The sequence below is a fragment of the Paractinoplanes rhizophilus genome, from assembly GCF_042664765.1.
Classification (GTDB): Bacteria; Actinomycetota; Actinomycetes; order Mycobacteriales; family Micromonosporaceae; genus Actinoplanes; species Actinoplanes rhizophilus.
Genome location: NZ_JBHTBJ010000049.1, coordinates 1 through 26,034, shown reverse-complemented (window position 1 = coordinate 26,034; position 26,034 = coordinate 1). Strand labels below are relative to the sequence as shown.

Annotated in this window: 27 protein-coding genes and 1 pseudogene; 12 read left to right on the top strand and 16 right to left on the bottom strand. The window is 72.2% G+C overall.

The features are described 5' to 3' along the window. Nucleotides 1-76: 76 nt before the first annotated feature. Together ACFQS1_RS35850 and ACFQS1_RS35845 are read left to right on the top strand one after the other, a co-directional pair. Nucleotides 77-976, top strand: a complete 900-nt coding sequence (locus ACFQS1_RS35850; RefSeq protein ID WP_378976623.1) for a LysR family transcriptional regulator — start codon at nucleotides 77-79, stop codon at nucleotides 974-976. 133 nt (nucleotides 977-1,109) lie between these two features. Next, complete coding sequence (locus ACFQS1_RS35845) at nucleotides 1,110-1,874, top strand: hypothetical protein (protein ID WP_378976621.1); 765 nt, start codon at nucleotides 1,110-1,112, stop codon at nucleotides 1,872-1,874. Here the strand turns inward: ACFQS1_RS35845 and ACFQS1_RS35840 are convergent. Next, nucleotides 1,864-2,214, bottom strand: a complete 351-nt coding sequence (locus ACFQS1_RS35840; protein WP_378976619.1) for a helix-turn-helix domain-containing protein — start codon at nucleotides 2,212-2,214, stop codon at nucleotides 1,864-1,866. The genes ACFQS1_RS35845 and ACFQS1_RS35840 overlap by 11 nt on opposite strands. 409 nt (nucleotides 2,215-2,623) lie before the next feature. On the opposite strand from ACFQS1_RS35840, the gene ACFQS1_RS35835 reads away from it, so the two are divergent. The 4 genes from ACFQS1_RS35835 to ACFQS1_RS35820 are packed head-to-tail and all read left to right on the top strand — an operon-like array spanning nucleotide 2,624 to nucleotide 6,508. After that, nucleotides 2,624-3,751: an ABC transporter substrate-binding protein gene (locus tag ACFQS1_RS35835; protein ID WP_378976617.1), complete on the top strand. Its 1,128-nt coding sequence runs from the start codon at nucleotides 2,624-2,626 to the stop codon at nucleotides 3,749-3,751. A gap of 2 nt (nucleotides 3,752-3,753) precedes the next feature. After that, a complete protein-coding gene (locus ACFQS1_RS35830) occupies nucleotides 3,754-4,656 on the top strand; it encodes an ABC transporter permease (RefSeq protein ID WP_378976615.1) in 903 nt (300 codons plus the stop codon). Then, the gene (locus tag ACFQS1_RS35825) at nucleotides 4,644-5,474 is read left to right on the top strand and encodes an ABC transporter permease (RefSeq protein ID WP_378976613.1); all 831 of its coding nucleotides are present in this window, start codon (nucleotides 4,644-4,646) and stop codon (nucleotides 5,472-5,474) included. Before ACFQS1_RS35830 ends, ACFQS1_RS35825 begins: the two co-directional genes overlap by 13 nt. Further along, nucleotides 5,471-6,508 carry an ABC transporter ATP-binding protein gene (locus ACFQS1_RS35820; protein WP_378976611.1) on the top strand — a complete coding sequence of 346 codons (1,038 nt, stop codon included), beginning with the start codon at nucleotides 5,471-5,473 and terminating at the stop codon, nucleotides 6,506-6,508. Before ACFQS1_RS35825 ends, ACFQS1_RS35820 begins: the two co-directional genes overlap by 4 nt. Here the strand turns inward: ACFQS1_RS35820 and ACFQS1_RS35815 are convergent. Next, nucleotides 6,505-7,245 carry a class I SAM-dependent methyltransferase gene (locus ACFQS1_RS35815; RefSeq protein ID WP_378976609.1) on the bottom strand — a complete coding sequence of 247 codons (741 nt, stop codon included), beginning with the start codon at nucleotides 7,243-7,245 and terminating at the stop codon, nucleotides 6,505-6,507. The two genes, ACFQS1_RS35820 and ACFQS1_RS35815, sit on opposite strands and share 4 nt — an antisense overlap. Nucleotides 7,246-7,274: 29 nt before the next feature. After that, entirely contained in the window at nucleotides 7,275-7,595 is a 321-nt protein-coding gene (locus ACFQS1_RS35810; RefSeq protein WP_378976607.1) for a hypothetical protein, read from the bottom strand. 182 nt (nucleotides 7,596-7,777) lie between these two features. Between ACFQS1_RS35810 and betA the strand changes: the two are divergent. The 3 genes and pseudogenes from betA to ACFQS1_RS35795 form a co-directional block, all read left to right on the top strand. Next, nucleotides 7,778-9,418 (top strand): annotated as a pseudogene (gene betA / locus ACFQS1_RS35805) (choline dehydrogenase); the annotation flags it as partial. Nucleotides 9,419-9,633: 215 nt separating this feature from the next. Beyond that, nucleotides 9,634-10,014 carry a hypothetical protein gene (locus tag ACFQS1_RS35800; RefSeq protein WP_378976603.1) on the top strand — a complete coding sequence of 127 codons (381 nt, stop codon included), beginning with the start codon at nucleotides 9,634-9,636 and terminating at the stop codon, nucleotides 10,012-10,014. A gap of 48 nt (nucleotides 10,015-10,062) precedes the next feature. Further along, complete coding sequence (locus tag ACFQS1_RS35795) at nucleotides 10,063-10,356, top strand: YiaA/YiaB family inner membrane protein (RefSeq protein ID WP_378976601.1); 294 nt, start codon at nucleotides 10,063-10,065, stop codon at nucleotides 10,354-10,356. A gap of 70 nt (nucleotides 10,357-10,426) precedes the next feature. Here the strand turns inward: ACFQS1_RS35795 and ACFQS1_RS35790 are convergent, their stop codons facing one another. Beyond that, nucleotides 10,427-11,536 (bottom strand): citrate synthase 2, encoded by a 1,110-nt coding sequence (locus ACFQS1_RS35790; protein ID WP_378976599.1) that lies wholly within the window; start codon nucleotides 11,534-11,536, stop codon nucleotides 10,427-10,429. Nucleotides 11,537-11,587: 51 nt separating this feature from the next. Here ACFQS1_RS35790 and ACFQS1_RS35785 point away from each other — a divergent pair, with 51 nt between their 5' ends. Continuing rightward, nucleotides 11,588-12,829, top strand: a complete 1,242-nt coding sequence (locus tag ACFQS1_RS35785; protein WP_378976597.1) for a citrate synthase — start codon at nucleotides 11,588-11,590, stop codon at nucleotides 12,827-12,829. 149 nt (nucleotides 12,830-12,978) lie between these two features. Next, on the top strand, nucleotides 12,979-13,626 hold the full coding sequence (locus ACFQS1_RS35780) for a class I SAM-dependent methyltransferase (RefSeq protein WP_378976595.1): 648 nt from the start codon (nucleotides 12,979-12,981) through the stop codon (nucleotides 13,624-13,626). Here the strand turns inward: ACFQS1_RS35780 and ACFQS1_RS35775 are convergent. From ACFQS1_RS35775 to ACFQS1_RS35725, 11 genes are all read right to left on the bottom strand, one after another. Then, complete coding sequence (locus ACFQS1_RS35775) at nucleotides 13,623-14,168, bottom strand: MerR family transcriptional regulator (protein ID WP_378976593.1); 546 nt, start codon at nucleotides 14,166-14,168, stop codon at nucleotides 13,623-13,625. The genes ACFQS1_RS35780 and ACFQS1_RS35775 overlap by 4 nt on opposite strands. A 116-nt stretch (nucleotides 14,169-14,284) precedes the next feature. Then, nucleotides 14,285-14,749, bottom strand: coding sequence for a bifunctional nuclease family protein (locus ACFQS1_RS35770; protein ID WP_378976591.1), 465 nt, complete (start codon nucleotides 14,747-14,749; stop codon nucleotides 14,285-14,287). Nucleotides 14,750-14,846: 97 nt separating this feature from the next. Next, nucleotides 14,847-15,524, bottom strand: a complete 678-nt coding sequence (gene ftsR, locus ACFQS1_RS35765) for a transcriptional regulator FtsR (RefSeq protein ID WP_378976589.1) — start codon at nucleotides 15,522-15,524, stop codon at nucleotides 14,847-14,849. A gap of 71 nt (nucleotides 15,525-15,595) precedes the next feature. Further along, nucleotides 15,596-16,039 carry an oxoglutarate dehydrogenase inhibitor Odhl gene (gene odhI, locus ACFQS1_RS35760; protein WP_378976587.1) on the bottom strand — a complete coding sequence of 148 codons (444 nt, stop codon included), beginning with the start codon at nucleotides 16,037-16,039 and terminating at the stop codon, nucleotides 15,596-15,598. 194 nt (nucleotides 16,040-16,233) lie between these two features. Beyond that, nucleotides 16,234-16,614 carry a glycine cleavage system protein GcvH gene (gene gcvH / locus ACFQS1_RS35755; RefSeq protein ID WP_378976585.1) on the bottom strand — a complete coding sequence of 127 codons (381 nt, stop codon included), beginning with the start codon at nucleotides 16,612-16,614 and terminating at the stop codon, nucleotides 16,234-16,236. Nucleotides 16,615-16,647: 33 nt separating this feature from the next. Continuing rightward, nucleotides 16,648-17,778, bottom strand: coding sequence for a DUF881 domain-containing protein (locus ACFQS1_RS35750; RefSeq protein ID WP_378976583.1), 1,131 nt, complete (start codon nucleotides 17,776-17,778; stop codon nucleotides 16,648-16,650). 5 nt (nucleotides 17,779-17,783) lie between these two features. Further along, the gene (locus tag ACFQS1_RS35745) at nucleotides 17,784-18,116 is read right to left on the bottom strand and encodes a small basic family protein (protein WP_020514446.1); all 333 of its coding nucleotides are present in this window, start codon (nucleotides 18,114-18,116) and stop codon (nucleotides 17,784-17,786) included. Further along, on the bottom strand, nucleotides 18,113-19,012 hold the full coding sequence (locus ACFQS1_RS35740; RefSeq protein ID WP_378976579.1) for a DUF881 domain-containing protein: 900 nt from the start codon (nucleotides 19,010-19,012) through the stop codon (nucleotides 18,113-18,115). The genes ACFQS1_RS35745 and ACFQS1_RS35740 overlap by 4 nt, the downstream gene beginning before the upstream one ends. Further along, nucleotides 19,009-19,620 carry a CDP-alcohol phosphatidyltransferase family protein gene (locus ACFQS1_RS35735; RefSeq protein WP_378976577.1) on the bottom strand — a complete coding sequence of 204 codons (612 nt, stop codon included), beginning with the start codon at nucleotides 19,618-19,620 and terminating at the stop codon, nucleotides 19,009-19,011. The genes ACFQS1_RS35740 and ACFQS1_RS35735 overlap by 4 nt, the downstream gene beginning before the upstream one ends. 239 nt (nucleotides 19,621-19,859) lie before the next feature. Continuing rightward, nucleotides 19,860-21,893, bottom strand: a complete 2,034-nt coding sequence (locus ACFQS1_RS35730) for a vWA domain-containing protein (protein ID WP_378976575.1) — start codon at nucleotides 21,891-21,893, stop codon at nucleotides 19,860-19,862. A 2-nt stretch (nucleotides 21,894-21,895) separates the two neighbouring features. Continuing rightward, nucleotides 21,896-23,320 carry a sigma 54-interacting transcriptional regulator gene (locus ACFQS1_RS35725; RefSeq protein WP_378976573.1) on the bottom strand — a complete coding sequence of 475 codons (1,425 nt, stop codon included), beginning with the start codon at nucleotides 23,318-23,320 and terminating at the stop codon, nucleotides 21,896-21,898. Nucleotides 23,321-23,403: 83 nt separating this feature from the next. Between ACFQS1_RS35725 and ACFQS1_RS35720 the strand changes: the two genes are divergently transcribed. Beyond that, nucleotides 23,404-24,222, top strand: a complete 819-nt coding sequence (locus tag ACFQS1_RS35720) for a PhzF family phenazine biosynthesis protein (RefSeq protein ID WP_378976571.1) — start codon at nucleotides 23,404-23,406, stop codon at nucleotides 24,220-24,222. Here the strand turns inward: ACFQS1_RS35720 and ACFQS1_RS35715 are convergent, their stop codons facing one another. Next, nucleotides 24,223-25,854 carry an ABC-F family ATP-binding cassette domain-containing protein gene (locus ACFQS1_RS35715; RefSeq protein ID WP_378976569.1) on the bottom strand — a complete coding sequence of 544 codons (1,632 nt, stop codon included), beginning with the start codon at nucleotides 25,852-25,854 and terminating at the stop codon, nucleotides 24,223-24,225. Between the last annotated feature and the right edge of the window lie 180 nt (nucleotides 25,855-26,034).

Below are 26,034 nucleotides of genomic sequence, written 5' to 3'. Positions count from 1 at the left end.
GTCCGGTTAAGGAAAAGCGATGGTTCCTGACGAGTACAGTTCAGTTCTTCTTAACGGTCGTCTCGGAGGTCGGGAAATGCTGGAAATCCGGCGCTTGGTGCTGTTGCGCGAGCTGGCGATCCGCGGCACGATCGCCGCCGTCGCCGAGGCGCTCAACTTCTCCCCCTCGGCCGTGTCGCAACAGCTCAGCCTGCTGGAGAAGGAGACCGGCATGACGCTGCTGCGCAAGGCCGGTCGCCGGGTGCAGCTCACCCCACAGGCCGAGGTGCTGGTCCAGTCGGCCGGCGAGGTGCTCGACACCGTCGAGCGGGCCGAGGCGCGCCTGCAGGCCTCGCTCAGCGTGGTGAGCGGCCGGGTGCGGGTCGCCGTCTTCCAGTCGGCGGCCCTCGCGCTGATGCCGGCCACGCTGCGCGCCATGGCGGCGCGCTATCCGGACGTCCGGGTCGAGATGGTCCAGCGGGAGCCGGAGGAGGCGCTCCGCGAGACCTGGGCCCGCGACTTCGACATGGTCATTGCCGAGCAGTACCCGGCACACGCCGCGCCACACCACCCCGGCCTCGACCGGCGGCCCCTCACCGAGGACGCGATCCGGCTGGCCCTGCCCGCGGTCGAGGCCGCGCTGCACCCGGTGGCCTCGCTGCCGGAGGCGCGCACCATGCCGTGGGTGATGGAGCCGCGCGGCGCCGCGTCCCGGCACTTCGCCGAGCAGCTGTGCCGCCGCACCGGCTTCGAGCCCGACGTCCGCTACGAGACCGCCGACCTGCAGGCGCACATCCGGCTGGTCGAGTCGGGCAACGCGGTGGCGCTCATCCCCGACCTGGTGTGGGCCGGGCGCGACACGTCGTGCCGGCTGCTCGACCTGCCCGGGCTCCCCCGCCGCACGATCTTCACCGCCCAGCGGCTGGCCGGCGCGGCCTCGCCGGCCGCCCGGGCATTCCGGGACACATTGGAGGAAGCGGCCGCGACCCGGGCTTAGCGCCCGGCGGCCCGGGGTACACGTCATATGCCCCGAACGACGGAGGGTTTCCTGCCCATCCGGACGGTGGGTGGCGTACGTAGATGCCGGTGACGATCGGTCCGGCCCTGACGGCCCCGACAGGAGGCAACCGATGGCGGACTGGGTGCTCATTCCCTGCCTGAAGGCGCTATTCGCCGAGTTCGACCGGATCGCGCCGGGACGCGACCGGGCCTCGGACGGCTCGATCGGCGACGCCGCGCACCGCCGTACCGTGTCCGACCACAACCCGGACGAGACCGGCTCGGTGCCGATCCACGACGCCGACCGGGTGAACGAGGTGCACGCGATCGACGTGGACAACAACCTGCGCGAGAGCGACCTGACCATGGAGAAGGTCGTGCAGTTCCTGCTCGGACGGTGCCGGTCCGGCGCCGAGCGGCGGCTGCGCTACATCATCTACAACCGGCGCATCTGGTCGGCGAGCTCGGGCTGGGTGCAGAAGAGGTACACCGGGGCGTCGGCACACACCGAGCACGCGCACTTCTCCGCTTCGTACACATCATCGCTCGAGGCCTCGACGGCCTCCTGGCACCTGGAGGACATCCCCGTGGCGCTCACCGCGGCCGACAAGGCCTGGATCACCAGCACGATCGCGGCGCAGACCAGGGCCGCCATCGACGCGAGGCTCGGCGAGATCGCGAAGGAGGTCCTGATCGATTACCGGGTGCCGGGGACGCAGACCCCGGACGCGCCGAGTTACCAGCGCAACCTCGCCGACGTCACCGCGGACGTGTGGGCGATGACCATGCGCGGGAACACCCGGGGCGGCGACCCGGTGCCGGCGAACGGAGTCTTCGGCCAGATCCTCGAGGACCTGGCCGAGCTCCAGGCCAAGGTGGACGCGCTCAAGCAGTGAGCCGGCGCTCCGGCGTCCGTCGTGGCGCGATGCCGCGGCGGGCGTCGGGGTAGACCTCGTCCAGCTTGGTCAGCCAGCGGATCTGTTCGCGCGGCGGCACGCCGCAGCCGCGCAGGAACCCGAGCAGAGTCTCCCGGCGCGGAACACCGCCGCCGGTGATCAAATTGTGCACCGTCGCGCGGGAAATCGGCGTTCCCGCGTCCTTGCTGCGCCGTGCCACACTGTCCAAGGAGCGACGGCGAGCGAGCATCAGGGCCCGCAACCGTCGTGCGAATTCGGTAGGCGTTGCGGCGCCGGCGGGATCAGGCGGAACCGCCACCAACGTCGTAGCTACGCTCATCACTCTCACCCTCGTTTTGCGATCAACCCATGTCGATCTTTCTGCTCAGCTCCTCGTGGAACAAGTACGCAGGTGCGCGGAAGTTCACCCACGAGTGACGGTCAAAGCTGACATTCCGGCTACGGCCATGAGATCGATCCCGCTCGCGGTTCCCGCCGGACGCGGTGAATTCCGTACCGGGCGCCATCCCCCGACGGGTGCCGCCGACCCGCGCGCTGGACGGATCAATATCGGTCGTCACGGCCCCGCCGGGCAGCGGCCGGGAACCCGGAGAGTCCGCCCGGACGCTGGGCGGATTCGCCGTCTCGTGATCTGATCGATGCCTCGGCGTCGCCTGCTCTCCACGCGGCGCATCCATGATCCACCTCGGGACGGCCGGTCGTGCGCCGGTCGTCTGGAAGGAGGAACTGTGCAGATCCTCGGGCGTGCGGCGGTCGCGCTGCTGGCGGCCACCACCTTTGCCTCGCTCTCGGCGTGCTCGCCGCCGGAGAAGAAGAGCGAGTCGAATTCCTCCGGCGCGGCCACCGCCACCAGCGCCGCCGGCTTCGGCGGCATGGACGCGCTGGTCGCGGCGGCCAAGAAGGAGGGTCAGCTCAACGTCATCGCGCTGCCGCCGGACTGGGCGAACTACGGCGAGATCATCAAGGCGTTCGGCGACAAGTACGGCATCAAGGTCAACTCGGCGCAGCCGGACGGGTCGAGCCAGGACGAGATCAACGCCGCCAACCAGCTCAAGGGCCAGGCCGGCGCGCCGGACGTCTTCGACCTCGGTGGCGCGGTCGCCTCCGCCAACACCGCGATGTTCGCGCCGTACCAGGTCGCGACGTTCGCCGACATCCCCGCCAACCTCAAGGACGCGAACGGCGCCTGGGTCAACGACTACGGCGGCTACATGTCGATCGGGTACGACAGCGCCAAGGTGCCCGCCCCGGCCGCCATGGCCGACCTGCTCAAGCCCGAGTACAAGGGCAAGGTCGCGCTCAACGGCGACCCGACCCAGGCCGGCGCGGCGTTCAGCGGCGTCATGATGGCCTCGCTGGGCACCGGCGGCTCCGCCGACGACATCGCGCCCGGCGTCGACTTCTTCGGCAAGCTCAAGAAGGCCGGCAACTTCCTGCCGGTCGATCCCACGTCGGCCACCGTCGAGTCGGGCCAGACGCCGGTCGTCATCGACTGGGACTACCTGAACGTGGCCCAGGGCGCCAAGCTCAAGGGCAAGCTCGACTGGAAGACGGTCGTCCCGGCGAACGCGGTGCTCGGCTCGTACTACGTGCAGGCGATCAACAAGGACGCGCCGCACCCGGCGGCCGCCCGGCTGTGGGAGGAGTTCCTCTATTCCGACGAGGGCCAGAACCTCTGGCTCTCCGGCGGCGCGCGGCCGGTCCGCGCGGACGCCATGCAGAAGGCCGGCACGATCGACGCGACCGCGTTCGCGGCCCTGCCCAAGGCCGAGGGCACGCCGGTGTTCCTGACCGACGAGCAGACCACGAAGGCCAAGGACTACCTGGCGGCCAACTGGCAGAAGGCCATCGGCTGACCATGGCCGACGTCGTCGAGGCCCCGGAACCGGCGGCGCGCGCGCCCCGGCTCCGGGGCCTGGCTCGCGCCCGCGGCCTGCTGGGCACCGTCCCGTTCTTCGCCTACGTCGCGATCTTCCTGGTCGTGCCCACGCTGGTCGTCGTGATCGGCGCGTTCGCCGGCGACGGCGGGTTCACCATGGCCAACGTGACCGCGCTCGGCGACCAGTACATCCTGGCCGCGTTCGGCCGCAGCATCCTGCTGTCCGCGGTCACCGCCGCGATCGGCGCGGTCCTCGGGGCGCTGCTGGCGTACGCCCTGGTGACGGCCCGGCCGGGCGGGCTGCTGCGGCGGGTGGTCACCGCCGCGTCCGGGGTGCTCGCCCAGTTCGGCGGGGTCACCCTCGCGTTCGCGTTCCTCGCCACCATCGGCCTGTCCGGGTTCGTGACGGTGTTCCTGCGCGACCACCTGAGCATCGACATCTACTCGGGCGGCGTCTGGCTGTTCGAGCTGCCGGGCCTGGCGCTGGTCTACACGTACTTCCAGATTCCGCTGATGGTGATCGTGTTCCTGCCCGCGCTCGACGGCATCCGCCCGCAGTGGCGCGAGGCGACCGAGAGCCTGGGCGGCACCACCTGGCAGTACTGGACCCGGGTCGCTGGTCCGCTGCTGGCGCCCGCGTTCCTCGGGTCCACGCTGCTGCTCTTCGCCAATTCCTTTTCCGCGTACGCGACCGCGGCCGCACTCGTGAGCCAGGGCAACCCGATCATCCCGTTGCAGATCCGCACGGCCCTCACCAGCGAGGTCGTGCTCGGCCAGCAGAACCTCGGCAAGGCGATGGCGCTCGGCATGGTGGTCGTGGTCGCCGTGGTGATGTCGCTGTACGCGCTGCTGCAGCGGAGGACCGCACGATGGCTGGGCTGAGGGCGCGCCGGGCCCGCCGGCAGCGGGCGTTCCGCTGGGCGGTGCTGCTCGTGCTGGGCGTGTTCTTCCTGCTGCCGCTGGTCGCGATGGTCGAGTTCACCACCCGCGACGGCGGCGGCACGTGGCGGCTGCTGGCCGACTGGCCCCGGCTCAGCGAGACCTACCCGGACCTGTCGGCCGGCGTCGTCGCCTCGCTCGGGCAGGCGGCGCTGACCTCGCTGCTGATGCTGGTGCTGCTGGTGCCCACCGCGATCTGGGTCCGGATCCGGCTGCCCTGGCTGCGGCGGTTCGTCGAGTTCATCTGCCTGCTGCCGCTGACCATCCCGGCGATCGTGCTGGTGGTCGGGCTCGCGCCGGTGTACGCGTGGGTCACGTACTTCCTGGGTGGCTCCTCGCTGACGCTGACGTTCGCGTACACGATCCTGGTTCTGCCCTATGCCTATCGGGCGATCGACGCCGGCCTGTCCGCGATCGACGTGCGCACGCTGGCCGAGGCTGCCCGCAGCCTGGGCGCCGGGTGGGCGACGGTGATGTGGCGGGTCGTGCTGCCGAACATCCGCTCCGCGGTGCTGTCCGCGGCGTTCCTGACCGTGGCGCTGGTGCTCGGCGAGTTCACCATCGCCTCGCTGCTCAACCGCACGAACGTGCAGGTCGCCATCAACTTCCTCGGCAAGAGCAGCGCCACCATGTCGGTGGCCGTGTCGCTGGCCGCCCTGTTGCTGGCGTTCGTCCTGCTTCTGCTGCTGTCTCTGCTCGGCGGCCGGCGCCGCGACGGGTCCGAGGTGGCGCCCCTGTCGACCGCCAAGGAGTCCGCGTGAACGAGTCCGGTGTCGCCGTCCGCCTGAAGGACCTGCACAAGACGTTCGGCAGCACGCACGCGCTCGACGGGCTCGACCTGACGCTCGAACCGGGCGAGCTGATCGCGCTGCTCGGGCCGTCCGGCTGCGGCAAGACCACCGCGCTGCGGGTGCTGGCCGGGCTCGAGGACGCCGACGCCGGGCAGGTGCTGGTCGACGGCAAGGACGTCACCGCGCTGCCGGCCAACCGGCGCGACATGGGCATGGTGTTCCAGGCGTACAGCCTGTTCCCGCACCTCACCGCCCTGGCCAACGTGGAGTTCGGGCTCCGGTTGCGCGGCCGCCCGCGACCCGTCGGGCGCGCCGCCGAGATGCTGGAGCTGGTCGGGCTGGCCGAGTTCGCCGGCCGCTACCCGCACCAGCTCTCCGGCGGCCAGCAGCAGCGGGTGGCGCTGGCCCGCGCCCTGGCCATCCGGCCGCAGGTGCTGCTGCTCGACGAGCCGCTCTCGGCGCTGGACGCGAAGGTGCGGGTGCAGCTGCGCGACGAGATCAAGCGGATCCAGACCGAGGTCGGCACCACCACGCTGTTCGTGACGCACGACCAGGAGGAGGCCCTGGCCATGGCCGACCGGGTCGGCGTGATGCGGGCCGGCCGGATCGAACAGCTGGCCTCGCCGGCCGACGTCTACCAGAAGCCGGCGACCGCGTTCGTGGCCGACTTCGTCGGCCTGAGCAACCGCCTGCCGGGACGCCTGGAGGGCGACGGCGTCACCGTTCTCGGCACGCGGCTGCCGCTGGTGTCGCCGGCCGGCGCCGGTCCGGACGTGACGGCCCTGGTACGCCCGGAGTCGGTCGACGTGCGGCCGGACAGCGACGGCCCCGGCCGGGTGCTCGCGGCCAGCTTCCTCGGCCCGACCAGCCGGGTCACGGTCGAGGTCGGCGACCAGCTGGTGGTGGCCCAGGTGACCGGCGGCCGGCTCGCCGAGCTGCCGGTGGGCGCCCCGGTCCGGGTCGAGATCCGCCCGGTGCCGGTGGCGCTCGACACCGGGGCCTAGCCCGCCCGGAACACCACGAGATCCAGCCGGTTGACGACCGGTACCGCGATGGTCCCGTCCGAGGCGTCGCGGCGCAGCGCCGAGAGCCCCTCCTCGAAGGCCTGGTCGGGCAGGCCGGCGAGCGGACTCAGCGACCGGGTCGCCACCTTCTCGACCAGCTCGCCGGCGCTCTCCGCGAAGGTCTGGGCGACCTGGACGTGTTCCACCAGGCCGAAGCCCGCGCCGGCCAGCACGCCCGCGATCTGTTCCAGGGCGAGAGGCGCCGCGCTGCCCGCCGGCCACGCGAGCGGAAAGTACCGGTACAGCGGCAGCTCCCGCACCGGGCCGAAGCCGCCACGGAGCAGCAGATGTCCCCGCGGCCGCAGCACCCGGCGCGCCTCGGCCGCGAACATCGGCAGGTCCCCGACGTGATGAACCACCTGGGAGGCCCACACGGCGTCGAACTCACCGGCGCGGAACGGCATCGCCTCGGCGGCGCCGCCGACCACCAGGGCACCGGGAAGGTTCGACCGAAGTACCGCGCGCATGGCCGCCGACGGCTCGCAGGCGACGACGCTCGCTCCGCGGAACCGCGCGAGGGCGTCGCTGAACCGCCCGGTTCCGGCGCCGAGGTCGAGAACCCGGCCGCCGGCCGAGGGCAGGTACGGGCCCGCCTCGGTCATCCACTTCGCCACGTCCCGGGGCCGAAGACCGCGCCCACGGTCGTAGCCGGCGGCCATTCTCGATCCGTACGTCATCGGCTCGCTCCGCTCCCCTCCCGGCGGAATCAACCCGCCGGCCCATCGTGAAGGTGGCCGGTGGTGGGGTCGATGTCGGCGAGGAAGCGGCGGATGTTCGCCCGGTGCTCGTCGAGCGACGGCTCCGCAGCCGGGCTCACGCCGAATCCGTAGCCGGGGTCGGGCCCGTTGAGCCAGGTGTAGTCCGTGCCGCCGAACTCGTTCGGACGCAGGACGAAGATCTCGCCGTCGACCTCGAGCGTGCGCGACGGGACGTCGGCCGCGCCTTCGGTCCCGGGGCGCAAGCCGGGCACGGCCGCTGGGCGGTTGGCCGGGTCGCCGGCACCGTCGTCGGGATAGATCGCCTTCATGCAGCCATCCTCGTCGGTCTGCCGGCCGGCCCGCAGCCCGGCGACGCGGGCCGGCCGCGGGGTCGCTGCATCGGCTGCAGCGGATGGATGATGTCGGATATACCTCGATGATGTTCCGCCGGCGGCGCCGCGCCCTGACCCCGACCCCTGGAGCCCCGATGTCGCGACCTGTCCACCCGCGCATGAGGTACGACTTCGTCATCGTCGGCGGCGGCTCGGCGGGCTGCGCGCTGGCCAACCGGCTCTCGGCCGATCCCGCCAACCGGGTTCTGGTGCTGGAGGCGGGACGTCCGGACTACCCCTGGGACGTGTTCATCCACATGCCGGCCGCGCTGACGTTCCCGATCGGCAACCGGCTCTACGACTGGAAGTACGAGTCCGAGCCCGAGCCGAACCTGCGCCGGCGGCGGATCTACCACGCCCGGGGCAAGGTGCTGGGCGGCTCCAGCAGCATCAACGGGATGATCTTCCAGCGCGGCAACCCGCTGGACTACCAGCGGTGGGCCGCCGATTCCGGGATGCAGACCTGGGACTACGCGCACTGCCTGCCGTACTTCAAGCGGATGGAGTCGTGCCTCGCCGCCGGCCCGGACGACCGGTTCCGCGGCCACGACGGCCCGCTCGTGCTGGAGCGCGGCCCCGGCACCAACCCGATCTTCCGGGCCATGCTCGAGGCGGCCCGGCAGGCCGGCTATCCGGCCACCGGCGACGTCAACGGCGAGCGGCAGGAGGGCTTCGGCCTGTTCGACCGGACCATCCGGCGCGGGCGCCGGCTGTCGGCGGCGCGGGCCTATCTGCACCCAGTGATGCGGCGGCCCAACCTCACCGTACGGACCCGGGCCTTCGTCACCCGGGTCCTCTTCGACGGCACGCGGGCGGTCGGCGTCGAGTACACGCACGGCCGGGGTGCGCCGCGGCGGGTGGACGCGGGCGAGGTGATCCTCTGCGGCGGCGCGATCAACTCCCCCCAGTTGCTGCAGCTCTCCGGCGTCGGCAACGCCGCCGAGCTGACCGCCCTCGGCATCGCCCCCGTGCACCACCTGCCCGGCGTAGGTGAGAACCTCCAGGACCACCTCGAGGTCTACGTCCAGTACGCCTGCACCCAACCGGTGTCGGTGCAGCCCTATCTGAAGTGGCGGCATCGGCCGTGGATCGGCGCCCAGTGGCTGTTCCGGCGCGGCGGCCCGGGGGCGACCAACCACTTCGAGGCGGGCGGGTTCGTCCGGAGCAACGACGCGGTCGCGTACCCGAACCTGATGTTCCATTTCCTGCCGATCTCGGTGCGCTACGACGGCTCCGCGCCGGCCGGCGGCCACGGGTACCAGGTGCACGTCGGTCCGATGTACTCCGACGCGCGCGGCTCGGTGAAGATCGTCAGCCGGGACCCACGGGTCCATCCGGCCCTGCGGTTCAACTACCTCTCCACCGAGCAGGACCGCCGGGAATGGGTCGAGGCGGTCCGGGTCGCCCGCGGCATCCTCAACCAGCCGGCCCTGGAGCCCTTCAACGGCGGCGAGACCTCGCCGGGGCCGGCAGTACAAACCGACGAGGAGATCCTCGACTGGGTGGCGCGGGAGGCCGAGACCGCCCTGCATCCCTCCTGCACGGCGCGGATGGGCGTCGACGACATGGCGGTGGTCGACCCCGGGAGCATGCGGGTGCACGGCCTGAGCGGCCTGCGCGTGGTCGACGCCTCGGTCATGCCGTACGTCACCAACGGCAACATCTACGCCCCCGTGATGATGGTCGCCGAGAAGGCGGCGGACCTGATTCTCGGCAACACGCCGCCGGAGCCGGAGCCGGTCGCGTTCTACCGGCACGACCCGGAAAGCCGGCACGACCCGGAAAGCCGGACCGGCACGGACCGCCGGCCCAGCACGGACCGTCGGCCCAGCACGGACCGCGGGCGCGGCTGAACGTTCCCGAGTCACGGCCGGCGAGTGGGGCCGTGTGGGCGAGCCGGGTCTGACCGGTCAGGACTGGAAATCGGCGGCATTTTATGGTATATTGTGGACATTCCGTCGCTATCGTGGCCCGCATGACTGCTGTCGAATCCCGGGTGCGCGATTTCTTCGAGGTCTTCGCCGGCGCGAGCGACGACCTCGACGTTCTCGGCCGTTGCTTCGCCGATCCGTTTCTGTCCGCCGATCCGGCCGGCACGCGCGCGGTGCCGAAGGACGTCTTCCTCCAGGCTCTCCCCCGCCGGACGAAGATGTTCGCCGACGCCGGTGTCGGGCCCGCCGCGCTGACGTCGCTGGACGCCGAGCGCCTCGACGCGCATTACCTCATGGTCCGCACCGGGTGGGACGCCCCGCGCGTGGCCGGCGGGGAACCCGTACACCTGGAATCGTCTTTTCTGCTGCACGACGACGGCGACCATCTGCGCATCGTGCTGTACCTGAATCATCAGGGTCTTTGAGTATCGGCACTCATCCGCCGCGGCGCGCGGGCCGAAAGGATGGCGGCCATGGACGTCAACGCACAGCCGAAGGTCACCAACGCCTTCTACGCCCAGGCGGCCGCCTCCTTCGCCATTTCCCTGGTGTCGGTCGCGGTCGGTATCTATTACCTGCCGGTCGGCGGGTGGGTCCGCGCTTTCCTGGCGATCGGTCTCCTCTACGTGGTGACCTCCGCCTTCACTCTCGCCAAGTGTGTCCGCGATGCCCAGGAGGTCGGCACCGTCGTGCGCCGCGTCGACCAGGCCCGCATCGACAAGCTCCTCAACGAGCACGATCCCTTCAAGCAGCCCACCGGCGTGTAGGCCCGCGGCGATGATGATTTGCCGTTCGCGGGGAACGGCAAGTCATCGTCGGCCCGCGAACCGGCACCGCCTATGCGTACCGCTTCGCCGCCGCCTCCCAGCCCGGCAGATCGGCCGCCGCCCGCCGCCCCGGTCCCACGTAGTCGGCCGACGGCCGGATGATTTTGCCGAGCCGCTTCTGCTCGAGAATGTGCGCGCTCCACCCCGCCGTGCGGGCACAGGTGAACATCGCGGCGAGCATTTCCGGCGGCACCCGCGCGAAATCGAGCACCACCGCCGCCCAGTACTCGACATTGGTCTCCAGCACCCGATCCGGCTTGCGCTCCCGCAATTCCGCGAGCGCCGCTTTCTCCAGCTCCAGCGCCACCTCGTAGCGGGGCGCACCGAGTTCCCGCGCCGCCTCCCGCAGAATCGTCGCGCGCGGGTCCTCGGCCCGATAGACGGCATGGCCGAAACCCATCAGGCGCTTTCCCGAATCCAAGACCTTTTTCACGTACGCGCGGGGCTCGGCGCCACGCTCGACGTCCTCGATCATGCCGAGCGCCCGGGCCGGCGCGCCGCCGTGCAGCGGCCCGGACAGTGCCGCCACCGCCGCGGACAGGCACGCCGGCACGTCCGCACCCGTGCTGGCGACCACCCGCGCGGTGAACGTCGACGCGTTCATCCCGTGCTCGGCGGCGCAGACCCAGTAGCGGTCGATGGCGGCCACGTGCCGCGGGTCGGGCTCGCCCTGCCAGCGGATCATGAAGCGCTCGGTCGTGCCGGCGCCCGCGTCGACGAGCCGCTGCGGCACGGCCGGCAAGCGGGCGCCGCGGGCCGCCTGCGCGACGCAGGACAGCATCGTCACCGACACCCGCGCGAGATCGTCGCGCGCCTGCCGGTCGTCGATGTCGATCAGCGGCCGCAGTCCCCAGTGCGGCGCGAGCATCGACACCGCCGCCTGCACGTCGACGCGGATGTCGCCGGAGTGCACCGGCACCGGGTACGGTTCCGCGGCCGGCAGCCCCTGCGCGAAGTCGCCGTCGGCGAGCAGGCCCCACACGTCGGCGAACCCGGCCCGGCCCGCCAGCTCACGAATGTCCACGCCGCGGTAGCGCAGCGACCCGCCGTCCCGATCGGGTTCGGCGATCTCGGTGTCGAACGCGACGACACCGGCCAGTCCTGGGTTGACAGTCAACATGACATCAACATGTAGGCTGTCAACATTGACGTCAACATTGATCCAGTCAACATGAGAGCCCCTTCACACATGCCGCCCATTCAAAATCCACAAGAGCCGCACCTGCTCACCACGAACGAGGTGGCCGAGCGCCTCGGCGTGAAGCCCGCGACCGTCTACGCGTACGTCAGTCGCGGGATGCTGGCCAGCCGCCGCAACGCCGACGGCAAGGGCAGCCTCTTCGCCAAGCCCGACGTCGACGCGTTCGTCGCCTCCCGCAAGCGCACCACCACCCCCGGCATCGCCACCGGCATCACCCTGATCCGGGACAACCGGCTGTATTACCGCGGTCAGGACGCGGCCGGCCTGGCCCGGAGCACGACGTTCGAGGCGGTGGCGACCCTGCTGTGGACCGGCGCGGCCGAGCACGCCGACCTCACGCCCGACCCGGAGCTGCGGTCCCTGGCCGCCGCGACCATCCGCCCGTTGCCCGCCGGCGCCCGCATCACCGACCGCCTCCGCGTGATCGTCGCCGCGGCCGCCGCGGCCGATCCGCTTCGCTTCGACACCAGCCCCGCGGCCGTCGTCGGCACCGCACGGACCCTGCTGGCCACGATGGTCGCGGCGCTGCCGTACGCCCGGGGAGTCACCACCTCGGCGGTTCTCCGCCGGGAGCAGACCGCCGTCCCGCTGGCCGAGCTCCTCTGGCCGCGCCTGACCGTGCGCGCCGCCACGGCCGGCGCCCACAACCTGCTGAACGCGGCCCTGATCCTCCTGGCCGACCACGACATCGCCGCGTCCACCCTGGCGGCCCGCGTCGCCGCGTCCACCCGGGCCCACCCCTACGCGGTCGTCGGCGCCGGCCTCGCCGCCCTCGACGGCCCGCTGCACGGCGCCGCCAGCGGCCTCGCGTACGCGCTGCTCCGGGACGCCATGGTGGCCGGCCCGGTCGCCACGATCGCCGCCCGGCTGCGCGCCGACGGCCTGATCCCCGGCTTCGGCCACCCGCTCTATCCCGGCGGCGACCCGCGGGCCGCCACGCTGATGGAGATGCTCGAGGACGGCCCGGTCCGCGACACGGCCACCCGCGTGGCCGACGCCGTGCGGGAGCGCTCCGGCACCCACCCCAACGTCGACTTCGCCCTCGCGGCCCTGACCCTGCAGAACGAGATGCCCGCCGACGCCGGCGAGGCCATCTTCGCCGTCGCCCGCACCGCCGGGTGGCTGGCGCACGCCCTCGAGGAGTACGCCGACCGCCCGAGCCGCTTCCGCCCGGTGGGCCAGTATTCGGGCCGCTACCCCGGCGCGAGCTGAGCCCGGCTACCCGGGCCGGTGCCCGGTGCCCACCACCCGGAACGGGACGGTCTGCTCGAGCAGGCGCGGCGCCCCTACGCCGCACGGCCATTTTGCCTTTCCGGCAACGAGGCTCGGCTATCTGCCCCCGGTGCCGGATCCTGGAGGGCATGACCGACGAGAACGCCTGGGACGCCCGGTACCGGGAGAGCACCCGCATCTGGAGCGGCAACCCCAACGTGGTTCTGGTGGCCGAGGTCGCCGGCCTCCCGCCCGGCCGCGCCCTCGACCTCGGCTGCGGCGAGGGCGCCGACGCCGTCTGGCTGGCCAAGCGGGGCTGGCGGGTGACCGCGGCCGACATCTCGACCGTGGCCCTCGCCCGGGCCGCCGAGCACGCCGCCGAGGCCGGGGTGACGATCGACTGGCAGCACCACAATCTGGAGAAGACCTTCCCCGAGGGCGAGTTCGACCTGGTCTCGGTGCAGTTCCTGCACAACTGGGAGGAGTTCGCCCGCGAGCAGATCCTCCGCCGGGCGGCGCGGGCCGTCGCGCCGGGCGGCATCCTGCTGATCGAGGGCCACATGGACCACGGCCCGTTCACCCACGAGGGGCACGAGGGGCACGAGATCCGCTTCCCCACGCCCGGCGAGGTGATCGAGGCGCTGGAGCTGGGCGACGGCTGGCAGGTGCTCAAGTCCGAGATCCACCCGCGGCGCCAGACCGGCCCCGACGGCAACCCGGCCATCCGGACGGACAGCACGGTCAAGATACGGCGGAACGAGAAGATACGGCGGAATGAGAAGATGCGGCGGAACTAGCCGGCCCGGCGCCGGGCCCGGCGCGCCGCCAGCTCGTCCCCGGCCACCGGCGACGAGGCCTCCGCCACCGGCTGCGGCGCGGCGGGCTCGGCCGGCAGGTGCGACAACGATCCCTGGATCTCCTTGAACGCGCCGCCGATCGCGATCCCGAAGACGCCCTGCCCGCCCTGCAGCAGATCGACGACCTCCTCGGCGGACCGGCACTCGTACACGGTCGTCCCGTCCGAGATCAGGGTGATCTCGGCCAGGTCCTCGACCCCGCGCGAGCGCAGCGTCTCGATGGCCCGCCGGATGTTCTGCAGCGACACCCCGGCGTCCAGCAGCCGCTTGACCACCTTCAGCACCACCAGGTCGCGGAACGAGTACAGCCGCTGGGTCCCGGAGCCGGACGCGTCCCGGATGCTCGGCACCACCAGCGACGTGCGAGCCCAGTAGTCGAGCTGGCGGTAGCTGATGCCGACCGCCTGGCAGGCCGTCACCCCGCGGTAACCGACCGAACCGTCCTCGCCGACGAGTGGGCCCTCTAACGGCTGCTCGTGCACGCGACTACCTCCCCGCTGCGCGGTGCCGCTTCACCTGGACTTCACGAGCGTATATCTCAGCGCGCCGGGAAACAGCGAGGTAACCGGGCGACACGCCGCGTAGGGGGGAAGTCGATCTATCCCGCGAAATCCTCGGGGCGGACCTGGTCGAGGAACTCGCGGAACTTCTCGACCTCGTCCTCCTGCTCGTCCGGGATGACGATGCCGGCCTCGGTCAGCACCTGGTCGGCACAGCGGATCGGCGCGCCGACCCGCAGGGCCAGGGCGATCGAGTCGCTGGGCCGCGCCGAGACCCGGATGTTCTCGCCGATCAGCAGATCGGCGTAGAAGACGTTGTCCTTGAGCTCCGTGATCTCCACGGCGTGCAGCGGCGCCTGCAGGGCCGCCAGGATGTCCCGCAACAGGTCGTGGGTCAGCGGACGGGCCGGTTTCACACCCTGCTGCTCGTACGCGATGGCCGTCGCCTCCACGGCGCCGATCCAGATCGGCAGATACCGATCACCGTCGACCTCCCGCAGCAGGACGATCGGCTGGTTGCTCGGCAGCTCCACCCGAACCCCGACCACGCTCAGCTCGCGCACCGCCCGCCTCCGTGTCGTTGTCCATGCCGCTTCGCACGGCCCCCCTTAACCTGCACGGTACACGCCTCTCGTCCGGATCCCACGGGTGCCGAACCGCTCAGCGACCGAGCTCCCCGCGCAATCCGGCACGCACCAGCGCGGCGTGCAGCTTCTGCGAAAGCGCCTGCAGTTCCCTCGCCGTCTCGTTGGCCCGGGCGCGTGCGGCCGGGTCACTCTGCCGCACCAGCGGCGCCAAAAGCTGCGTGAACAGGCCGACTTCCCGGTCCGCAGCGGCACGAAACGCCCGAAGATGACGAACTTCCAGTCCGTACCGGGTGAGACCCACCACGGCCTCGACGATGAGCACGGCGTCGCCGTCGTACCAGCCCGGCGGCTTCGCGATCACCAGGCCGATCTGCTCGAGCTCGTCGAGCAGATCACCGGGCACGCCCGTGCGCTCGATCACATCCTCGCGCGGGATGCGGGCGTCGGAGGGATCGACCGATTTGTCGGCATTGCTGCCCACGGCGACCAGCGCCGGCCGCGACGGCGGTGGCGCCGGGTCGGAATCCATCCGGTCGAGCTGCTCGCGGATCACCCGCAGCGGGAGGTACTGATCGCGCTGGGCGGTCAGCACGAAACGCAGCCGCGCCACGTCGTTCCACGAGTACTTGCGGTACCCGGAGGCGGTGCGCTGGGGATCGACCAGCCCTTCCGCCTCCAGGAACCGCAGCTTGGAGATCGTGGTGTCGGGGAACTCGGTGCGCAGATGGGCCAGCACCTCCCCGATGCTCATCAGCGCGGCCTCACGGCCGGCCGCGGGGCGGTGCCCCGGGTCGCGTGCGGCAGCCCCCGACGGATTCACGGTCAGGCCTCGCCCTCCGGCCGGGGGCCGGCGATGAACACGAGGCGGAACTTGCCGATCTGCACCTCGTCCCCGTTGCTCAGGGTCGCCGCCTCGACGCGCTCACGATTCACATACGTGCCGTTGAGCGAGCCGACGTCGCGCACGGTGAACGTGCCGGCGTCGCGATGGAACTCGGCGTGCCGGCGGGACACCGTCACGTCGTCGAGGAAGATGTCGCTGTCGGGGTGCCGCCCGCTGGTGGTGACGTCGTGGTCGAGCAGGAACCGGGCGCCCGCGTTCGGGCCCCGCCGCACGACCAGCAGCGCCATGCCCGGCGGGAGCGAGCCGGACATCCGGCTCGGCACCACGTCGGTGTCGGGACCCTCCAGCACCTCATCGAGCGCACCGAGGTTCAGCGTGGACGTGACGTCGAGCGGGGGGAACTCGTCGTCTGGGCGCGTCATCGGACCACCTCACGGATCAGTTGGTCGTCGCCAGGCGGCCCGGACGTACGACTATCGGTTTTCAGTTTCGCCAATTGCATTTTCGAAGTTGCCCCGCGAGCCTAGTCAGCGCCAATATCGCGGGGCAACCGGACGCGCGGATTAAGGACAAGCCTTTGCTCCGCCGCACGCGCGGCGGCCGGCGGCGGGACGGGTCAGCTCTCCGTCAATGCCTGATATGCGGCGGCATCGAGAAGGCCGGCCACCGCCGACGGATCATCCGGCACGATCTCGACGAGCCAACCGGCCGCATACGGCTCCGCGTTGATGAGCTCGGGCTCGTCGACGAGCGACGCATTCTTCGACACGACCGTGCCGGAGATCGGCGCGTAGATCTCCGAGACGCTCTTGGTCGACTCGATCTCACCGAGCGAGTCGCCCGCGGCGACCTTGGCGCCCTCGTCGGGCAGCTGCACGAAGACGATGTCGCCGAGCGCGTCCTGCGCGAAGTGGGTGATGCCCACGCGCACGGGCCCGCTGCCGTCACCGGACACCCACTCGTGTTCCGCCGTGTACCGCAGGTCCTCAGGAATCACTCGTTCTCTCCCGTTGTCACGTAACCGCTTCGATCAGGAAGCCGGCCGGGCGTACTGCAATGTCGTCGCCTTGCGCACCGCGGTCACCTCGACCGTGCCGCGCTGTTCCATCGTCACGCTACCGCCGCCGCTGTTCACCGACGCGACCACCCCGCCGGGGATCTGCAGAGCGGTTTGCATGGTCTGCGGCTGGCCGATCACCGACAGCTGATAAGGGCCGGTGAGACGGGAGCCGTCGGCGATGATTCCGCCGCCCTCGGCGTCGACGAAATAGCTCGACGCGACCACCCGTACGGTCTGCCCGTTCGCCCCGGCGATCTGCATCACCTCGCCGCCGGCGCCGCGCAGCTCCTGCACCGCGTTCAGGATCGCCGACGCCTTCACCTTCGCCATCGTGATCACCAGGCCCGGCCCGACGCCCGGCTTCGTCCCGGCCAGCAGCCCGAGCTCGTCGGCCCGCTTCTCGGCCTCGGCGAGCGCCGCCTGCCGGCCCGCCACCCCCGAGGTGAGCTGCCGCTGGCTGGTCTCCAGGGCGCTGATCTCGCTCTGCAGCCGGCTGTCGCGGGCCTCCAGGTCGGACAGGATCCGCACCAGGTCCTCCTGCCGCGCGGTGGCCAGGCCCTGATCACCGTCGTTGCTGCGCAGCTGCACCACCAGGGTGAAGCCGAACAGCGCCAGCAGAACACCGATCAGGGCGCCGGCCGACGAGATCCGCTGCCGGGGTGGCGGCTTGGTGGGTGGTCCGGCTTGCTTTTCCCGTACGTCGGAAGCACCGGTATTCTCGATCACCCGATCGAGCGCGTCCCCGCCGCCGGCCGGCTCCCTCGCCGGCCGGTCGAGTTCCCTCGTCGGCCCGTCGAGGTCGTCCTCGGCGGGCGTGGGACGGTTCAGCCTGGTCGTCTCCTCGTCCCCCGGCCCTGGTGGCTCGGCGTCTGCCGGATCGGCCTGGGCGGACTCCGGCGGCCCGGCCGGTTCGGCGTCCCCCGGAGCGGACGGCTCGCCCTGTTCGAGCCGGACCTGCTCGGCGGGCGCGAGGGCGGCGCCGGGGGCCGGCCGCACGTACTCCACAGAGTCCGGTGTGATCGTCTTCTCCGGATCCGGCGTCGCGTCCGGGGACCGGCCCGCGGTGGGCAGGTCCTGGCCGGTGGTGTCGTGCTCGCTCATCCGCGTCACGCCCGGAAGAGGTGCCGCCGGATCGCCGCGACGTTGCCGAAGATCCGCACGCCGAGGACGACCACCACGCCGGTGGACAGCTGACCGCCCACGCCGAGCTGGTCGCCCAGGTAGACGATCAGCGCGGCCACCAGGACGTTGGAGATGAACGAGACGACGAACTGCTTGTCGTCGAAGATCCCGTCGAGCTTGGCGCGCACCCCGCCGAACACCGCGTCGAGCGCCGCGACCACGGCGATCGGCAGGTACGGCTGCAGCGCGGCCGGCACGGTCGGGTGGAACACGATGCCCAGGGCGACACCGGCGACGAGGGCGAGTACGGCGATCATCGGCCGCCTTCCGAGGGAGAGCTGCTTACCGAGCCACTGATCGATGCGGACGAGGAGGGGGACGGCGCGGTGGACGGCGCGGCCACCCGGAGCTTGAGCTCCGTCGCGGCCGGCAGGGTCACGTCGTGCGCGGCGGAGGCGTCGAACGACATCGCGTACTTGGCGGCCAGCTCCTTGAAGAACCGGCCGGCATACCCGTCGCGGAAGTCGTCGGCGAGGTCGTCCGGCCCGATCGCGATCACCTCGTACGGGGTGGTCACCGGCTGGAAGTCGACCAGGATCGCCTCGCCGGCCTGCCGGATCGTCGACGTCGCGGTGAGCCGCTGCCCGTTGATCGTGATCGCCTCGGCGCCGAGCGACCAGAGCGCGTTGGTGGCCAGCTGCAGGTCGGTGTCCTTGACCCGGGCGGCCGTGTTGCGCTCGCCGGTGACCGCGTTGATCGGGGTGGGCCCGTCGGCCAGCCGGATCCGAGCGCCCGAGCCGCGCACCGGCGCCAGCCCGGTCGCCGCCTCCAGGTCGCGCAGCCGGGCCGCGGTCGCCCCGCCCAGCTCCCGGTCGCGCAGGCCGGCCACCTCGTCGCCGAGCTGGTCGGCGCGGGCCTGCAGCTGCACGGTCTCGTCCCGGCGGTTCTGCACCTGCTCGACCAGCGCGGCCCGGGCCTTGGTGCGGGCCGGCTCGTCGGCGACCGTCTGCCGGTAGGCGACCACGAAGAGGAAGCCCAGCGCCACCAGGGTGACCATGGCGGCCCCGCTGGACAGCCACTTGCGCGGGCCGGTCGGCTCGCCCTCGACCGCCTTGCGCGCGGCGGCGTCGGCGTATCCGGGGTCGAGCGGGTTGCGGAACAGCTCGGTGAGGAAGTCCGGGGCGAAGACCCTTCGGGGCTGCTCGTCCGTCATCCCGCTGCCTTCACCGCGGCTCTGTCCGCGCGCAGCAGCTGCGACGTCTGGGCCAGGTAGAGCGCCGCCGCGGCCCAGTACAGCCCGAGCGCCCACCAGGCCAGCCCCCAGCCGATCGGCGCCAGCCACGAGGACGCCGAGTCGACCGCCTGCGCGAGCAGGATCACCGGGAACGCCGCGAGCAGCACGAAGGTGCCGGTCTTGCCGACGTAGTGCACCGGCGGCGGCCCGTACCCGTGGCGGCGCAGCACCAGCAGCGCGACGCCGAGCACCGCCTCGCGCAGCAGCAGCGCCCCGGTCAGCCACCACGGCACCACGCCGCGGATGGTGAAGCCGATCAGCGTGGCCAGGATGTAGAGCCGGTCGGCGAACGGGTCGAGCAGCTCGCCGAGCCGGCTCACCGAGTTCATCCGGCGGGCCACGAAGCCGTCCACCCAGTCGGTCGTGCCGCCGATGGCCAGCACGATCACCGCGGCCACGTCGTTCTCGGGGCCGAGCAGCAGGTAGAGGAAGAGCGGAACGCCGAGCAGCCGGATGAAGCTGATCACGTTGGGGATCGTCCAGATCCGGTTGGAGGCGGCGATGGACGGCGCAGGCTGCTGCGACATCGCGACTTCCTCTCCCCCTCCGGCACCCGCCGAGCTATCCGGACGTGGCCCGGCCAAGAGCCCGGGCGTCAACCCGGGCGACGAACGCCCGGCATCACCCGGACAGCGGTCCCCCGACAGGCCGAAACCCGTCACTCGCCGAGCAACTATAACCAGCCTCGAGGTTCGATCCCGCCACCCGTCGCACGACGCACACCGTGTCCGCCATCCTAGGACAGCCCCGCGGGCGCCTCCACCGGTCAGCGGCGGCCGCGGCGGGCGCGCACGTAGTCGTCGACGACGTAGCGGCCCAGCTCGTCGGCGTCCGGGCTGAAGACCCGGCCGCCGTTGCGCTCGGCCACCTTGGCCACGAAGCGCTGCAGACCCGGGTCCTCGCCGAGCATGAAGAAGTTCAGCGTGGCGCCGAACCTGGTCAGGTGGTCGACCTCCTGCACCGTCGCCCGCACGGTCTCGGGCAGCGGCGGCCACCAGAAGACGCCCTCGCCGTCCTCGAGGTGCGCGGTCGGCTCGCCGTCGGTCACGATCATCACGACCGGCTCGGAGCCCGGGTGCCGCCGCAGGTGCCGGCCGGCCAGGTTGAGGGCGTGCTGCAGGTTGGTGCCCTTCTCCATGGTGGGGTCGATCGCGGCGAGCTGCCCCTGCGACAGCACCGACGCGTGCAGCCCGAAGCCGATGATCTGCAGCGAGTCCTGCGGGAACTGGGTGGCGACCAGGTGCGACAGCGCGAGCGCGGTCTGCTTCATCGGCCCCCAGCGGCCGTCGGCGAACATCGAGTACGACAGGTCGACGCAGAGCGCCACCGCCGCCGACGCCCGCCGCTCGGTCTCGGCCACCTCGAAGTCCTCCGGCTCCAGCCGCACCGGAACCGCCGACGACCCGACGCCGCGGGCCGCCCCACCGGGCCGGGCCGGCTCACCGGGCCGGGCCGGCTCACCGGGCCGGGGCCGCGCGACGGTGCGGCCCGTGCCCGCGCGGCGGCGGACCGCGTTGCCGATCGTGCGGACCACGTCGAGGGGCTGCTCGTCGCCGTACTCCCAGCGCCGCGACGAACCGATCAGGTCGCCGGCCGCGCCCGCGTCGCGCAGGTCGTGCTGGCCCTGCCGCTTGCTCTTGAGCTCGTCGAAGACCTGGGCCAGCGCGGTGCGGCCGAGCCGGCGCAGCGCCTTGGGCGAGAGCGTCAAGCCCTCCTCGTCGCGCTCCACCCAGCCCTGCCGGGTCAGCTCGCGCTCGAGCTCGCGCAACCGCCGCACGTCGTCGGCCGCCGAGCGGCCCAGCTGCCGCTCGACCAGCTCGACGTCGATGTCGTCGAGGGTCGCGCCCGGATGCTCCTGGCCCAGCTGGTCGAGCAGCTCGTCGAGGTCGCCGATCTCGCCGAGGGCGCCCGCCGCCTCGCCGTACCCGAGGTCGCCGGGGCCGCGCACCCGCTCGCCGCGGCCCCAGTTGAGCTGGGGGCGCAGCGCCCGCAGGTTGTCGGTGAGCTCGGCCAGCTGCCCGCGCAGCGGGCCCTCGCCGAGCGCCTGATCCATCAGGCGGGACAGCTCCTCCTGCTGCTGCGGGCTGAGCGAGCGCATGAGCCGCTCGGCCGCCGCGGCCCGCCGGGCGAGCGAGTCGATCAGCTCCTCGATGTTCTCCGGGTTTTCCGGGAAGAACTGGCCGTGCTTCTCCATGAACTGCCGGAACGCGTCGTCGGTGTGCTCGCCGCGGGCGTGCCGGGCGAGCAGGTCGTTGAGGTCGGCGACCATCTCGGACACGCCCGCGAAGTCGCCGTTCTCCAGGGCCTGTTTCATCCCGGCGAACCGCTGCTCGACCACCTCGCGGCGCAGCCCGTCGAGAATCTGCTGGTACAGCCCGCGCGCCTCGTCGGACGCCCAGTCGTACTCGGCCAGCTCCTCGACCGCCCGCGACGTCGAGCGGGGCAGGTTGTCCAGCACCGCCTCGTTGAACCGGGCGTCCATGTCGTCGCGGCCGCGCAGCTCGTCGCGCTCGGCCGCGATCGCCTGGTCGAGCAGCTGCTGGGCCCGGGTCACCGCGCCGTCGAGATTGCCCCGGCGCAGCGCGTCGCGTCGCATGCGCCGGGCCCGGGCGCGCAGCTCGTCGAGGCCGCGCCCCTGCCGCGGGCCCTGCCGCAGCAGGTCGCGGAGCACGTCGCGCAGCGAGTCGCCGGCCAGCACCCGCTCGCCCACCTCGTCGACGGCGGCCCGCACGTCGTACGGCGGGGCGAGCGGATCGGGCCCGTCCCGCCAGGCGCCGTACCGGAATCTGTTGCCCGCCATGGTCAGCTCCCGTACAGCGTGCGTCCGTCGTCGGTCAGCTCCTTGGCCAGCCGGCGGGTGAGGTGCAGCCCCTCGAGCACGAACTCGATGCCCGAGGCCGCCTGCCCGGGCGAGGGCGCGTCGCCCAGGCCGAGCCGGTCGAGCACCTTGGCCAGCCCGGGCACCGGGCCGATCTGGGCGAGCAGCTCCTCGGCCGAGACCAGGTCGCCGGTCTCGACGATCGCGCCCTCGGCCACCAGGTCGGTGAAGCCGGACAGGTCGAGCCCGCCCAGCCGGTCGCGGAACGTCTCGGCCGTGGCCACCCGGAGCAGGTGCGCGAGCACCTCGGTCTCCCGGCCCTCCTCGCCGCTCTCGAACTCGACCTTGCCGCGCAGCGTCGAGGTCACCGAGGTGGCGTCGCCGATGCGGGCCACCGCCTCGCGCTCGCCGCGCAGGCCGGCCCGGCGCAGCGCGGACGCCGCCAGGGTCTCGGCCGCCGCGATCGCGAACCGGGCCGAGATGCCGGAGCGCGCGTCCACCGCCGGCGACTCGCGCACCGCCCGCGTGTACCGGGCGATCACGTCGATCAGGTGGTCGGGCACCGCCGCGACCAGCGCCGCCTCCTGGCGCACCAGCGCCGTCTCGAGGGCGAGGTCGACCGGGTAGTGGGTGCGGATCTCGGCGCCGAAGCGGTCCTTGAGCGGGGTGATGATGCGGCCGCGGTTGGTGTAGTCCTCGGGGTTGGCCGACGCCACCAGCAGCAGGTCGAGCGGCAGCCGCAGCTGGTAGCCGCGGACCTGGATGTCGCGCTCCTCGAGCACGTTGAGCAGCGACACCTGGATGCGCTCGGCCAGGTCGGGCAGCTCGTTGACCGCGAAGATGCCGCGGTTGGTGCGCGGCACCAGCCCGAAGTGGATGGTCTCCGGGTCGCCCAGCGCCCGCCCCTCGGCCACCTTGATCGGGTCGACGTCGCCGATCAGGTCGCCGACGCTGGTGTCCGGGGTCGCCAGCTTCTCGCCGTACCTCTCGGATCGGTGCAGCCAGGAGATCGGCAGCAGGTCGCCGGTCTCGGCCGCAAGCCGCCGCGACGCCGGCGTGAGCGGCTGATAGGGGTGCTCGTGCAGCTCGGAGCCGCTGATGAACGGGGTCCACTCGTCGAGCAGCCCGACGAGCCCGCGGATCAGCCGGGTCTTGCCCTGCCCGCGCTCGCCCAGCAGCACCATGTCGTGGCCGGCCAGCAGCGCCCGCTCGACCTCGGGCAGCACGGTGTCGTCATAGCCCACGATCCCCGGGAACCGGGGCGCCCCGCCGCGCAGCCGATCGAGCAGGTTGTCGCGAAGCTCCTCTTTCACGGTGCGGAACTCATGGCCCGATGCCCGCAGCTCGCCGAGGGTGCGGGGAAGATGCGCCGGCGGCGTGGGCGTGATGGCGGTCGCTGCGTCTGTCACCGTGCGAACGCTACTCCGCGGGTGTGACGAAAACCCTGTGAGCGAGATGGCACCGATCCGGGGAATAGCGAGAGACTGACGGCATGACGGAGATCCTGCGGTTCGCGGCGTTCAGCGACGACCCCAAGGGCGGCAATCCGGCCGGCGTCGTCCTCGACGCGGCGGGCCTCGACGACGAGCGGATGCTGGCGATCGCCGCCGAGGTGGGCTATTCCGAGACGGCGTTCATCACCTCCCGCGCGGGCGGGCGCTACCGGGTGCGGTATTTCTCGCCCTTGGCCGAGGTGCCGTTCTGCGGGCACGCCACCGTCGCCACGGCGGTCGCGCTGGGCCCTGGCGACCACGTCTTCGAGACCAACTCCGGCGAGGTGCCGGTCTCCGTCGACGCCGCCGGCGTCGCCACCCTCACCAGCGTCGACCCCGAGGTGGACGACCTGGCCGAGGGCGACCTGGCGGCGCTGCTGGCCGCGCTGCGGTGGAACGACTTCGACCTCGACGAGTCGCTGCCGGCCAAGGTCGGGTACGCGGGCGCCCACCACCCGATCCTCGCGGTGGGCAGCCGTCGCCGGCTGGCCGAGCTCGACTACGACGTGCCGGCGCTCAAGGCGCTCATGGAGTCCCGCGGCTGGACCACCGTCCAGCTGGTCCACCGGGCCACCGACGACACGTTCGACGTGCGCGATCCGTTCCCGGTGGGCGGCGTCTACGAGGATCCGGCCACCGGCGCCGCGGCCGCGGCCCTCGGCGGATACCTGCGCGAGCTGTGGATCGTCCCGGACGACGCCGTCCTGCACCTGCGCCAGGGCGACGACCTCGGCCGGCCCAGCCGCATCACCGTCCGGCTGGTCCCCGGCGAGGCCGGCGTCCGGGTGAGCGGGGCCGCGGTGCCGATCCCGGCCTGATCAGATGACCTTGCCGTCCGCGACCTCGAGTTGGCGGGTGGTGTGCACCGCGTCCAGCATCCGGCGGTCGTGGGTGACCAGCAGCAGCGTGCCCGAGTAGCTCGCCAGCGCCGACTCCAGCTGCTCGATCGCCGGCAGGTCGAGGTGGTTGGTCGGCTCGTCCAGGACCAGCAGGTTGACCCCGCGCGCCTGCAGCAGGGCCAGCGCCGCGCGGGTTCGCTCCCCCGGCGACAGGGTCGCGGCCGGCCGCAGCACGTGCGCCGCCCGGAGCCCGAACTTCGCCAGCAGCGTCCGGACGTCAGCGTCGGACCAGTCCGGGACCGCGTCGCCGAAGGCCCGCATCAGCGGCTCGTCGCCGAGGAACAGCCCCCGCGCCTGGTCGACCTCGCCGACCAGCACGCCGGGGCCGAGGCGCGCGCTGCCCGACTCCAGCGGGATCCGGCCCAGCATGGCGCCGAGGAGCGTCGACTTGCCCGACCCGTTGGCGCCGGTGATCGCCACCCGGTCGGCCCAGTCGACCTGCAGGGTGACCGGGCCCAGCGTGAAGGTGCCGCGCCGCACCACCGCATCGCGCAGGGTGGCCACCACCGTGCCGCTGCGCGGGGCCGCCGCGATCTCCATCCGCAGCTCCCACTCCTTGCGGGGCTCCTCGACCACCTCGAGCCGCTCGATCAGGCGCTCGGTCTGCCGCGCCTTGGCCGCCTGCTTCTCCGTCGACTCCGTACGGAAAGCCTTGCCGATCTTGTCGTTGTCCGGCGCTTTGCGCCGGGCGTTTTTGATCCCCTTCTCCATCCAGGCGCGCTGCATGCGGGCCCGGTCCAGGAGGTCCTCCTTCTTCCCGGCGTACTCCTCGTACTGTTCGCGCGCGTGCCGCCGGCCTCGCTCGCGCTCCTCGAGGTAGGCCGTGTAGCCGCCGCCGTACAGGTTGACCTGCTGCTGGGCCAGATCGAGCTCGAGCACCTTGGTCACCGTGCGGGTCAGGAACTCCCGGTCATGGCTGACCAGCACGGTGCCCGCGCGAAGGCCGGTGACGAACTCCTCGAGCCGGCCCAGGCCGTCCAGGTCGAGGTCGTTGGTCGGCTCGTCGAGCAGGAAGATGTCGTAGCGGCTGAGCAACAGCGACGCCATCCCCGCGCGCGCCGCCTGTCCGCCGGAGAGCGCGGTCATCGGGTGGTCGAGCGTCACGCCCAGCCCGAGCTCGCCGGCGATCTGGGCGGCCCGTTCGTCGAGGTCGGCGCCGCCCAGGTCCAGCCATCTCTCCAGCGCGGTGGCGTACTCGTCGTCGGCGCCCGGCTTGCCGTTCGCCAGATCGTCCGCGGCGGCGTCCATCTTTCGCTGGGCCGGGCCGACGCCCGTGCGGCGGGCGAGAAAGTCGCGCACGGTCTCGCCGGCCCGTCGCTCCCGCTCCTGCGGGAGATATCCGACATTCGCGGTGGGCGGGCTGAGCGTGACGGTTCCGCTTTCCATGGGTACGAGACCGGCGAGCGTCCGCAGCAGCGTGGTCTTTCCCGCGCCGTTCACGCCGACCAGCCCGATCACGTCGCCGGGCGCGACCACGAGATCTAGCTCCGAGAACAGCACGTGGTCACCGTGGCCGGCGGCAAGGCCCCGGCCGATCATCGTGGCGCTCATATCGGTTCCATCGTAGTGAGCCACGCTCTTTCATCCGCACGGCGCGGGCCAGCCCGGCTTTGCGCGCCGGTCCCGCACCCCGGCAGCGTCAGCTTCCCGGCGCCGCCCGGCGGCGCCCACCCGCCCGGCGCCGCCCACCCGCCAGGCACCGTCCGCCCGCCCGGCGCCGCCCGCCCGCCC